This window comes from Bacillus sp. BP-3, assembly GCF_028401955.1.
In the GTDB taxonomy this organism is placed as follows: Bacteria; Bacillota; Bacilli; order Bacillales; family Bacillaceae_G; genus Bacillus_A.
This window is the reverse complement of sequence record NZ_JAQOTJ010000019.1, coordinates 48,292-58,599: the sequence shown is the minus strand read 5'-3', so window position 1 is coordinate 58,599 and position 10,308 is coordinate 48,292. Positions and strand designations below refer to the sequence as shown.

Genomic DNA, 10,308 nt, shown 5'->3' with positions numbered 1-10,308 from the left:
TCGGTTCGCTCGACTTGCATGTATTAGGCACGCCGCCAGCGTTCATCCTGAGCCAGGATCAAACTCTCCAATAAAGTTTGTCTAGCATCATAAATAAAAATTGACGTTTCACGTTGTTTGTTTCGTTCAGTTTTCAAAGAACTTATCTGCCGCTCAATTGCGACTTCCTTATGTTAACATCTTTGTTTTTTGATGTCAACAATGTTTTTTATTTCTTTTTGGCGCCTGATGCATTCAATCATCAGCGACGAATATTAATTTATCATATATAGAACTACACCGTCAATACTTTTTAATGAAAAATTCTTTTTCTTATATACCTTGTACAATCTTCAGGTGGAGCTATTTTTGTAAATAAAATAAACAACAATTTATATCGCTCTTCCATCGTCTTTTTTACAACATGATGAATTCGCTTATCCGCGAAGTCAAATAACAATTCGTCTAATTCTCTTTTTAATACATATTCTAGCTCCTTTTGTTCCTGAGCTGTAATCAGCAATCCAATCATTCCGTCACCTCAGCTGTTTTCTTATCTACATACCGTTCAGTATATCCTTTTCTTACGATGTTAATCGTTTAGTTCTCTTTTCTTCTTTTTCTGCATATAAGTAACTGAAACGGATTGGACAAAGGGGCGGAGAAACGATGTTTTTCTTCTTTATAACGAGTAAACATAAGTTTAAACAAATTAGTCTTATTATTGTGCTTTCCCTTTTTACGGCATGGCTGCTTTTTGTAAAAACATATTCTTATCAATCAGTTTTTTCAACAGCTACTGGTCCAAAAGCAATTTATAAAGGAGACACGACAAAAAAACAGGTTTCTTTAACATTCGATATTAGTTGGGGAGATGAGAAAGCTTTACCTATACTAGATACATTAAAAGAAAAAAAAATTAAAAACGCTACCTTCTTCCTTTCTGCTGCATGGGCAGAACGTCACCCTGATATTGTAGAGCGTATTATAAAAGACGGACACGAAATTGGGAGCATGGGATACAATTATAAAGACTATACGTCTTTAGAGGCTAGCGAAATTCGAAGAGACCTCCTAAAGGCACAGGACATATTTACAAAACTTCAAGTAAAACAAGTTCAACTCCTACGTCCTCCTAATGGTAGCTTTAATAAAACGGTATTAAAAATCGCTGAATCTCTTGGATACACAATTGTACATTGGAGCAATAATTCAAATGATTGGAAAAACCCTGGAGTCAATAAAATTATTACCACTGTTTCAGAAAACTTGCACGAAGGAGATATCATTTTACTTCACGCTTCTGATTCAGCACTACAAACAAATCAAGCATTACCGATGCTGCTTCAAAAATTAAAAACAGATGGATTTGAAAACGTCCCTGTCTCCCAGCTCATCTCAAATACAAAAGCCAAAAGTAAAGACATAGATTAAATTCATTCTTATCCACTAAATAAAAGCTGATTCCAATATAGGAATCAGCTTTTTTGTCCTATTAAACGATGCAATATCAAAACCTGATATGCATTGCAAATGAGCAACGGAACAACCATTAAATATAACCAATTCGTATCATTAATACGTAACGCCGGAACCCATTCAATAATCGTTACAACAATCATAAAGAATAACGCTGGAACAAACGCCTTCTTGTTCGTCTCTTTGCTTTTTATATAAGCAACAATTACTCCAAACAAAAAGAGAGCCGCGGCCACAAAAATATTCATACCCAGTGATTCGTTCCGATTGGCAATTATTACAGAGCGTAAATATACAAAATCGAATAATACAAAAGCAATTAAGAACATTTGTATTGCATTCCAAAGAGTGGGAGAACGAAACATCCCTAGTCCAAATCGATGAATTGTTAAATATGCAAAGAACCCCATCTGACTGATTACACTAAAAATAAAACCGACTCCAAGCAACCAAAAAGAAATCATTAAGATTTCCTTTCCGTCGAAATTTCGAAAAAATTCATTGTACTTGTCCCACTCTAAAATAAAACCGATAAAGATTGTACTGCTTCCCCCAAGAAATAAAGTCGTCAAAAAGAGTCGTACCCAATTTCGGCTATTCACAGACATATCCCCCATTATATATATTTCTAATTAAATTGTAACAATGTCAATTTTAAAAAGCTAGCCATCAATATGTATAAATTCTCCTAAGAGATTTATATTAAAAAAGAGAAACACGTGAAAGGAGCCCCGGCTGATGAAACGGATTCTACTCATTTCGGTCTCTTTCATCCTTTTTATCGGAATCGTTGCATGCGCACAGGAAAAAGAAGCGAAATCCCAATTAGATTATGATCAAACGAAAAAAATGATTATTGATATTTTAAAAACGGATCAAGGAAAAAAAGCGATTCAAGATGTACTAACCGATGAAAAAATGAAACAAGCTCTTATTTTAGACGAATCTGTAGTAAAAAAAACGATTGAAGATACTATGATATCAGAGAAAGGACAGCAATTTTGGGAAAAAGTATTTAAAGACCCTGAGTTTGCCACTAAATTTGCAAAAAGCATCGAGAAGGAACAAACAAATTTAATGAAAACTTTATTAAAAGATCCTGATTATCAAGCTGGTGTTATAGAAATCATGAAAAATCCAGAAGTGGGAAAAATCATGATGCAAACAATGAAAAGCAAAGAGTACCGTCAATATTTACAGCAAGTCTTAACTGAAACTGCCGAAAGCCCATTATTTCAAGCAAAAATGATTGATATTATTAGTAAAGGTGTTGAAAAGGCACAAAAAAGTGGTAGTGAACAGAAAAAAGAAGGCGGATCAGAAGAAGGCAAGAAAGAACAAAAATAACCCTCGTACTGAGGGTTATTTTTGTGCAATTGCCGCTCTCTCAATTACTTGCTGAGCAATTTGTTTATAGATTACTCCATTTTTATGATCTTCATCGTATACAGATGGAGCAAATTCTTCTGTATTCCAATCTGGTTGCTGAAGCGGAATTTGACCCAGTACTTCTGTCTGTAATTCTGTTGCTAATTTTTCCCCTCCGCCTTTTCCGAATACATATTCCTTTTCACCAGTTACTTTACTTTCGAAATAAGCCATATTTTCTACAACACCAATAATCTCATGTTCTGTACGAAGTGCCATTGCACCAGCTCTAGCTGCTACAAAAGCTGCTGTTGGATGCGGCGTTGTTACAATAATTTCTTTACATGCCGGAAGCATTGAATGCAAATCTAATGCTACGTCACCTGTACCTGGAGGTAAATCTAATACTAAGTAATCTAAGTCCCCCCACTCTACTTCTGTGAAGAAATGATTTAACATTTTGCCAAGCATAGGACCTCTCCAAATAACAGGCGCATTATCTTCTACAAAAAACCCCATAGAAATAACCTTCACACCAAAACGTTCTACCGGAATGATTTTATCACCGCGTACAATAGGACGTTTTTCAATTCCCATCATATCCGGTACACTAAATCCGTATATATCAGCATCAATAATCCCAACCTTTTTTCCTAAACGGGCAAGAGAAATTGCTAAGTTTACAGAAACCGTTGATTTTCCAACACCGCCTTTCCCACTCGCTACTGCTAAGAAAGTTGTTTTCGAATGTGGTGATAATAAAGATTCACTCTGTTCTTCTTGCGGAGTAAATTGTAATCGTTCCTCTTCAGTAAATTCTGTAAAGCGCAATCCTACTGTCACTGCTCCTAGTTCTTTCACTAATTTTACAATTGTTGCTTGCAATTGCATTTGCTCCGCTGTTCCTGTTTTCACAATTGCAACTTTAATGCTAACATGTTCTTTTTCCGGTTTTACTGTCACTTCTTTAATAGCGTTTGTTTCTTTTAATGTTTTATTTAGAAACGGATCTATTATCCCTTCAAGTGCTTCCATTACTTGTTCTTTCGTTACCATAATCTGTCCCGCCCCCTGGATAAAATTAAGTTCTTACGAGCATGTAATTGCCTTTAAAACAAAATAAATGCGTTTTCATTGTAAGTATAGCATATTTTCGGAAAACTCCGTTACAAAGAAACCCTCCTTAATTAGGAGGGTTTCCTTTTTCAGTAAAATATCGCAAAACCCCGCGATATATAGCAGCAGCAACCTTTTGCTGATATTTCTCGGAGTTCAATAAATATCTTTCATTTACATTTGATAAAAACCCAGCTTCAACTAATGCACCTGGCGTTTTTGCATACTTTAATAAGTAAACATGCGAAATTGTTTTCGCCGACCGGTTCGTATTCTCAAGACTTGTTCGTAATTCAGCTTGAAGAAATTTCGCCGCTCGTTCGTTTTCTACTAAAGAACGATAATAAAATGTTTGTGCTCCTTTTGAGCTACCACTTGGGAGGGCATTCAAATGCACACTAACAAAAAAATCAACATCGGGCTTATTAATAATCTCTACGCGTTTTTTTAAATCCTCTGCTTTACGGCGACTATATCCCTTCGTGCTTTTGTCAGCTAGATCATAATCTCCATTGCGCGTTAAAATAACAAGTGCTCCTTGTTCCTGCAAATAGTCTCGTACCTTTTTGGTAATTTCCAGTGTAATATCTTTTTCAATAATGTCGTCCCCGCCAACCGCGCCTCCATCCGGGCCACCATGACCAGCATCTAACACAATAATTTTTCCAGACAAAGGCAAATTCCATGCTCTCCATGATTTTGTAATTTGAAATTCCTGCTTTACTAAAAAAAAGAGTATCACCGCTGCTAACATAAAAGAAATAATCCGAATTTTTTTCATACCTTCCCCCCTTCAGCTAGTCCCTCTACTTACTTATATGGGACAAGAGGAAAGTTTATGATTTTCTTAATGCAGCTTCATGCGATATCTTTTCTCCCCCTTCTCATATCCTTGTTGCCACCAAGCACTAATAAAGTGCTGGCACGATTGATATAGTTGCTCATCTTCACTTTCTTCCAAAGTACGTAAAGGCACACTTGTCAAAAAATGAAATAGCATTTCCGTTAATTGAACTTCTTCATGAGATGCTCTGTTTTTTACATCTAAAAGCGATTCTCCATAATATCCAAACTTACTATACCTAGCTCCTAATAAATAAGACTCAATGCCCAGTTCTATACAATAATCTTCATAATGACGATGAAATGTATCCATACAAAAGCAATTACGAATATTTTCTCTAAGTGTTTGTAATGATAATTCACGCAATATTTTACGTTCATACTTCAGTTGCTTTTCTCTTTGTTTTTCTTTCAGACTCACAATAACATTCATAGTACTTAAAACCTCCCTATGTACGTATTAGTCTAAACTTCTCAGTAGGAAGCATACACAAGAAGGTAGCACTAAAATATTCCAAGGAAGAGGATGCTAACAGAAGCTATTGAAGAACATAAAAAAACCCCAGCCAAAAGGCTGGGGTTTGAAGTTCGCAAAAATTAACGTTTTGAGAACTGAGGTGCACGACGAGCACCTTTAAGACCGTATTTTTTACGCTCTTTCATACGTGCGTCACGAGTTAATAGACCTGCACGTTTTAATGTTAAACGGTATTCTGGATCAGCTTTTAATAAAGCGCGAGAAATACCGTGACGGATAGCACCAGCTTGACCAGTGTATCCACCGCCATGTACGTTTACAAGTACATCGTAGTTACCTAAAGTTTCTGTTGCAACTAGAGGTTGTTTCACTACTTCACGTAATGCAGCAAATGGGATATAGTTTTCAAATTCACGACCGTTAATGATAACGCGTCCTTCGCCTGGAACTAGGCGTACGCGTGCTACTGAACTCTTACGACGTCCAGTACCATTGTATTGTACCTGTGCCAAAGTAAGCCCTCCTTTAATTAATTATCCGCGAAGTTCGTAAACTTCTGGTTTTTGTGCTTGATGTGGATGCTCAGATCCAGCATACACATTTAATTTTTTAGACATTTGACGTCCTAAACGTCCTTTTGGAAGCATGCCTTTAATAGCAAGCTCTAACATTTGTACAGGGTAGTTTGTACGCATTTCTAGAGCTGTTCTTTGCTTAAGTCCACCTGGGTGGTTAGTGTGACGGTAGTAAATTTTATCGTTTAATTTATTACCTGTTAAGTGAATTTTCTCAGCGTTAATAATAATTACATGATCACCCGTGTCAACGTGTGGTGTAAATGTTGGTTTGTTTTTACCACGTAAAATGGATGCTACTTCACTAGCAAGGCGACCTAAAGTTTGACCTTCAGCGTCAACCACATACCATTTACGCTCAACTTCGTTAGCTTTTGCCATAAAAGTCGTACGCATTTGTTTCCCTCCTACTCGTTATCTTTTCCATAGAAAAAATCTATTGTTTATCTTAAACACGATTTCCTTCCGGGGCTAATCGTGGTTTTAGAAACAATACCATATGTTATGATATACTTTTGAGTTTCTAATGTCAAGCGAATGTTACACCAGGATTAGTTGTTATAGTTTACCTCCCATAAATAAAGGCCTTGCCCCGGTACCATCTTCCCAGCAAAACGGCGGTCTTGTTTTTGTAAAATGTCTGAAATGCTTTCAGGAGCAATTTTCCCTTGACCGACGCTAAGCAGCGTACCGACAATAATTCGAACCATGTTATATAAAAAACCATTTCCAACAAAGCGAAAGACTAACTCATCGCCCTGTTCTATTAAATCTATTTCATAAATTGTTCGCACTTTATCTTTTTTATCAGTTTTTGCCGAACAAAATGAAGTAAAATCATGTGTTCCAATAAAATAAGGAATTGCTTTTCGGATAGATTCTATATCTAATGCATACGGATACTGATATACGTAATTTCTACGGAATACATCAGCTTTTTTAGATAATAATACCCGATAACGATATTCTTTTTTCACAACGCCATACCTTGCGTGAAAGTCTAACGTTTTTTGCTCAGCCTGCTCCACAACAATATCATCTGGCAGCATTGTATTCAAAGCCGCCATCCACTGCTCTCCTGTTAGTGATAGCGGTGTATCAAAATGAATAACTTGGCCTTTGGCATGAACGTTGGAATCTGTTCTTCCTGACGCTTGTACACGAACAGCTTCCCCTTTATGCACCTTTTGCAGTGCTTTCTCTATTTCTTGTTGAACAGTACGTTGATTCGGTTGAATTTGATATCCACAAAAGTTAACCCCATCATACGAAACAGTGCATTTTATTCTTTCCATACTTATACTCTCCATTACGATCGAACTAAAATTAAAATACACGCTAAAGCAAATAAGCTTAAGAGCGTTAATGTATCAATCCATTTCCATTCTAACTGCCGGAATTTCGTACGGTATCCGTTGCTTCGATAACCTCGTGCTTCCATCGCAATCGCTAAGTCTTCTGCACGTTTAAACGCACTAATAAATAGTGGTACAAGTAACGAGATAATCGCTTTCAGCCTGTCTTTCATTGGACCACCTGCAAAGTCTATACCTCGAGAAGCTTGTGCTTTCATAATTTTACTGGTTTCATCCATTAAAGTTGGAATAAAGCGTAAGGATATAGACATCATAAGTGCGATTTCGTGAACAGGAACTTTTATACGCTTTAAAGGATGCAACAATGTCTCCATGCCATCTGTAATTTCAATTGGTGTTGTCGTTAATGTTAATAGGGTTGTCATTAAAATAATGACAAAAAAACGAATAGAAATATAAATCCCCTGTTCAAGCCCTTTCTCATATATAGAAAACCATCCAAATTGAACGAGTACAGCACCTTCTTTTGTTGTAAAAATGTGCAGAAAGAACGTGAATAAAAAAATCCATAAAATAGGTTTTAACCCAGAAAGAATATAACGAATCGGCACTTTTGCAAAAAACAAAGCAATGAGTGCATACAAAAATAGCAGGCCGTATGAAATTGCATTATTTGCTAAAAATACAACAAATACATATAAAAAGACCATTAACAGTTTTGTACGAGGATCCAATCTATGAATAGCAGATTCTCCCGGAATATATCTCCCAATAATTAACTGCTGCATGCTGAATCCCCACCTTTTCTAAACAGTTGTATGACTTCATCTGCTAAATCTTCTAAAGACAAGGTGGCTTTTGGTATAGTAATTCCTAATTTCTCTTCAATTTCTCGCTTATACTTTAGCGACATCGGAAGAGATACACCAATTCGTTCAAGCTCATCTGCATGCGTAAAGACTTCCTCTGATGTTCCTTGCAAAAAGACCGTTCCTTTATGCATCACAACAATGTTGTCTGCATATTTTGCAGCATCCTCCATATTATGTGTCACAAGAATCACCGTAAGATTTTTTTGCTTGTGAAGATGATAGAACATCTCCATAAGCTCATTTTGGCCCTTAGGATCAAGTCCTGCTGTTGGTTCATCTAATACTAATACTTCAGGCTCCATCGCGAGTACACCCGCTATAGCAACGCGTCTCATTTGTCCACCGCTTAACTCAAACGGAGAACGTTCTAATAGCTCCTCTGACAGCCCAACTAACCGAATGGTATCTTTTGCCTTTTGTTTCGCCGCTTCTTCAGATACGCCAAAATTTAAAGGCCCAAAGCAAATATCCTTTTCTACTGTTTCTTCAAATAATTGATGTTCTGGAAATTGAAAAACAACTCCTACTTTTTTTCGAAGAGGTTTTAATTTTTTCGCTTTCTTTTGAGATGAAATGCTATATTCCCCAATTTGAATAGTGCCACTCGTTGGTTGCAATAAGCCATTCAAATGTTGAATCATCGTTGACTTACCCGACCCTGTATGACCGATAATGGCATAATAGCCACCACTAGGAAACGAAATATCTATATCGTAAAGGGCTCGTTTTTCAAATGGGGTTTTATATTGATAACGATGCTCTACTTTTTGGAATTTAATCTCCAAAGTTCGCTCACCAAACTTTCCATTGTAAGATGCATTGATTGTAAAGGAATTTTATTGCTTTTCAATAATTCTGCCATTTTTACTGAAAATGGTACGTCTAAACCAATTTCTTGCAACATTTTCGGTGATTGAAAAATGTGTTCAGGTGTTCCCTCTTCTAATAATTCTCCGTGATTTAAAATAATAATCCGATCGGACTGCGCTGCTTCTTCTAGGTCGTGAGTAATCGAAAGAACTGTAATTCCCTTCGTGCGAACAAGTTCTCTAACCGTTTCTACCACTTCTTTACGACCTTGAGGGTCAAGCATAGATGTTGCCTCGTCTAATACCAATATAGACGGCTGAAGTGCTAGCACGCCAGCAATTGCAACGCGCTGCTTTTGTCCACCTGATAAATAGTGAGGTTCTTCATTTTGAAACTCTTCCATTCGTACGAGCTCCAAAGCGTGTTTCATACGTTCTACCATTAGTTCTCTAGGCATTCCGACATTCTCAAGCCCAAAGACAACATCATCCTGTACAGTTGTTCCGACAAATTGATTATCTGGGTTTTGAAAAACCATTCCAATCTGTTTTCGAATATCCCATACAGTTTCTTCTGATAAAACAAGTGTTCCATTTACAGTAATTGTTCCTGCTGATGGTAAAAACAAACCATTTAATAACTTTGCAAGCGTTGATTTTCCTGACCCATTTTGTCCAATAATAGATACCCATTCCCCTTCATATAAAGAGAATGAAACGTCACGTAGGGCGTAAGAAGCAGCTTGAGGGTATTGAAATGATATGTTCTCAGCACGAAGCTTCTCTTTTTTCATTTGTGGACACCCTCTTCCATTATTCAGCCAATTAAAGTGAAATTCCCATCCACTGGAGGCGAAAAGCTCACCAATTGAGCGCATGCCAACAGTTATCTCTCACTTCTCTCTGAATCTTGAAATGTGAGTCTTACTGTTTGCAAATAATAAGATTAACGTTTTCTTCTATACTTAAAAAAAAAGGGCCATGACCAGTTACTTAAAAAGTACTGTCCTGCCCTTTTGCTTGTCATTATACTAACTCGATAATTACCATTGGTGCAGCATCACCGCGACGTGGACCAATTTTTGCAATACGAGTGTATCCGCCTTGACGCTCAGCATAGCGTGGAGCTACATCAGCGAATAATTTTTGTAATGCATCTTGACCAGTCTCAGCATTAGCAACTTCATTACGAATGTAAGCAGCTGCTTGACGACGAGCATGAAGATCTCCGCGTTTACCTAAAGTGATCATTTTTTCCACTACAGAACGAAGTTCTTTTGCACGAGTTTCTGTCGTTTGGATGCGCTCGTTGATAATTAAATCAGTAGCTAAGTCACGTAACATAGCTTTACGTTGCGCACTTGTACGGCCTAATTTTCTGTATGCCATTCGTAGTTCCCTCCTTCGTTGATGAATTTAAATCCTCAGTCGTCTTTACGTAAGCCTAAACCTAGTTCTTCCAGCTTATGCTTA

The 10,308-nt window shown here is 37.0% G+C and carries 14 protein-coding genes and 1 rRNA gene; 2 read left to right on the top strand and 13 right to left on the bottom strand.

Annotated elements, in window-relative coordinates:
- Together PLX19_RS22105 and PLX19_RS22100 are read right to left on the bottom strand one after the other, a co-directional pair.
- Positions 1-74, bottom strand: a 16S ribosomal RNA gene (locus tag PLX19_RS22105); the annotation flags it as partial.
- Positions 75-292: 218 nt separating this feature from the next.
- Positions 293-511, bottom strand: a complete 219-nt coding sequence (locus PLX19_RS22100; protein ID WP_272191005.1) for a hypothetical protein — start codon at positions 509-511, stop codon at positions 293-295.
- Positions 512-648: 137 nt separating this feature from the next.
- Here PLX19_RS22100 and pdaB point away from each other — a divergent pair, with 137 nt between their 5' ends.
- Positions 649-1,413 carry a polysaccharide deacetylase family sporulation protein PdaB gene (gene pdaB, locus PLX19_RS22095; protein ID WP_272191004.1) on the top strand — a complete coding sequence of 255 codons (765 nt, stop codon included), beginning with the start codon at positions 649-651 and terminating at the stop codon, positions 1,411-1,413.
- Positions 1,414-1,457: 44 nt separating this feature from the next.
- Here the strand turns inward: pdaB and PLX19_RS22090 are convergent, their stop codons facing one another.
- Positions 1,458-2,060 (bottom strand): KinB-signaling pathway activation protein, encoded by a 603-nt coding sequence (locus PLX19_RS22090; RefSeq protein ID WP_272191003.1) that lies wholly within the window; start codon positions 2,058-2,060, stop codon positions 1,458-1,460.
- 136 nt (positions 2,061-2,196) lie between these two features.
- Here PLX19_RS22090 and gerD point away from each other — a divergent pair, with 136 nt between their 5' ends.
- Entirely contained in the window at positions 2,197-2,805 is a 609-nt protein-coding gene (gene gerD / locus PLX19_RS22085; RefSeq protein ID WP_272191002.1) for a spore germination lipoprotein GerD, read from the top strand.
- A 15-nt stretch (positions 2,806-2,820) separates the two neighbouring features.
- Here gerD and PLX19_RS22080 read toward each other — a convergent pair whose 3' ends face one another.
- From PLX19_RS22080 to rplQ, 10 genes are all read right to left on the bottom strand, one after another.
- Positions 2,821-3,882, bottom strand: coding sequence for an Mrp/NBP35 family ATP-binding protein (locus tag PLX19_RS22080; protein WP_272191001.1), 1,062 nt, complete (start codon positions 3,880-3,882; stop codon positions 2,821-2,823).
- Positions 3,883-4,009: 127 nt separating this feature from the next.
- The gene (gene cwlD / locus PLX19_RS22075; protein WP_272191000.1) at positions 4,010-4,723 is read right to left on the bottom strand and encodes an N-acetylmuramoyl-L-alanine amidase CwlD; all 714 of its coding nucleotides are present in this window, start codon (positions 4,721-4,723) and stop codon (positions 4,010-4,012) included.
- 66 nt (positions 4,724-4,789) lie between these two features.
- The gene (locus PLX19_RS22070) at positions 4,790-5,218 is read right to left on the bottom strand and encodes a DUF2521 family protein (RefSeq protein ID WP_272190999.1); all 429 of its coding nucleotides are present in this window, start codon (positions 5,216-5,218) and stop codon (positions 4,790-4,792) included.
- Positions 5,219-5,382: 164 nt separating this feature from the next.
- The gene (gene rpsI / locus PLX19_RS22065) at positions 5,383-5,775 is read right to left on the bottom strand and encodes a 30S ribosomal protein S9 (RefSeq protein ID WP_035434683.1); all 393 of its coding nucleotides are present in this window, start codon (positions 5,773-5,775) and stop codon (positions 5,383-5,385) included.
- A 21-nt stretch (positions 5,776-5,796) separates the two neighbouring features.
- On the bottom strand, positions 5,797-6,234 hold the full coding sequence (rplM, locus tag PLX19_RS22060; protein ID WP_020063210.1) for a 50S ribosomal protein L13: 438 nt from the start codon (positions 6,232-6,234) through the stop codon (positions 5,797-5,799).
- Positions 6,235-6,389: 155 nt separating this feature from the next.
- Positions 6,390-7,133, bottom strand: coding sequence for a tRNA pseudouridine(38-40) synthase TruA (gene truA, locus PLX19_RS22055; RefSeq protein ID WP_334313778.1), 744 nt, complete (start codon positions 7,131-7,133; stop codon positions 6,390-6,392).
- A 14-nt stretch (positions 7,134-7,147) separates the two neighbouring features.
- Entirely contained in the window at positions 7,148-7,942 is a 795-nt protein-coding gene (locus tag PLX19_RS22050; protein ID WP_272190997.1) for an energy-coupling factor transporter transmembrane component T family protein, read from the bottom strand.
- Positions 7,930-8,811 carry an energy-coupling factor ABC transporter ATP-binding protein gene (locus tag PLX19_RS22045; protein WP_272190996.1) on the bottom strand — a complete coding sequence of 294 codons (882 nt, stop codon included), beginning with the start codon at positions 8,809-8,811 and terminating at the stop codon, positions 7,930-7,932. The genes PLX19_RS22050 and PLX19_RS22045 overlap by 13 nt, the downstream gene beginning before the upstream one ends.
- Entirely contained in the window at positions 8,787-9,629 is an 843-nt protein-coding gene (locus PLX19_RS22040) for an energy-coupling factor ABC transporter ATP-binding protein (RefSeq protein ID WP_272190995.1), read from the bottom strand. Before PLX19_RS22040 ends, PLX19_RS22045 begins: the two co-directional genes overlap by 25 nt.
- Before the next feature lie 232 nt (positions 9,630-9,861).
- Positions 9,862-10,224: a 50S ribosomal protein L17 gene (gene rplQ / locus PLX19_RS22035; RefSeq protein ID WP_020063215.1), complete on the bottom strand. Its 363-nt coding sequence runs from the start codon at positions 10,222-10,224 to the stop codon at positions 9,862-9,864.
- Positions 10,225-10,308: the final 84 nt, after the last annotated feature.

What these genes read in the sequence shown, in the direction of transcription:
- PLX19_RS22100 (WP_272191005.1), bottom strand. Translation starts at nt 511, where the DNA reads ATGATTGGATTGCTGATTACAGCTCAGGAACAAAAGGAGCTAGAATAT.
- pdaB (WP_272191004.1), top strand. Translation starts at nt 649, where the DNA reads ATGTTTTTCTTCTTTATAACGAGTAAACATAAGTTTAAACAAATTAGT.
- gerD (WP_272191002.1), top strand. Translation starts at nt 2,197, where the DNA reads ATGAAACGGATTCTACTCATTTCGGTCTCTTTCATCCTTTTTATCGGA.
- PLX19_RS22080 (WP_272191001.1), bottom strand. Translation starts at nt 3,882, where the DNA reads ATGGTAACGAAAGAACAAGTAATGGAAGCACTTGAAGGGATAATAGAT.
- cwlD (WP_272191000.1), bottom strand. Translation starts at nt 4,723, where the DNA reads ATGAAAAAAATTCGGATTATTTCTTTTATGTTAGCAGCGGTGATACTC.
- PLX19_RS22070 (WP_272190999.1), bottom strand. Translation starts at nt 5,218, where the DNA reads ATGAATGTTATTGTGAGTCTGAAAGAAAAACAAAGAGAAAAGCAACTG.
- rplM (WP_020063210.1), bottom strand. Translation starts at nt 6,234, where the DNA reads ATGCGTACGACTTTTATGGCAAAAGCTAACGAAGTTGAGCGTAAATGG.
- truA (WP_334313778.1), bottom strand. Translation starts at nt 7,133, where the DNA reads ATGGAAAGAATAAAATGCACTGTTTCGTATGATGGGGTTAACTTTTGT.
- PLX19_RS22050 (WP_272190997.1), bottom strand. Translation starts at nt 7,942, where the DNA reads ATGCAGCAGTTAATTATTGGGAGATATATTCCGGGAGAATCTGCTATT.
- PLX19_RS22040 (WP_272190995.1), bottom strand. Translation starts at nt 9,629, where the DNA reads ATGAAAAAAGAGAAGCTTCGTGCTGAGAACATATCATTTCAATACCCT.
- rplQ (WP_020063215.1), bottom strand. Translation starts at nt 10,224, where the DNA reads ATGGCATACAGAAAATTAGGCCGTACAAGTGCGCAACGTAAAGCTATG.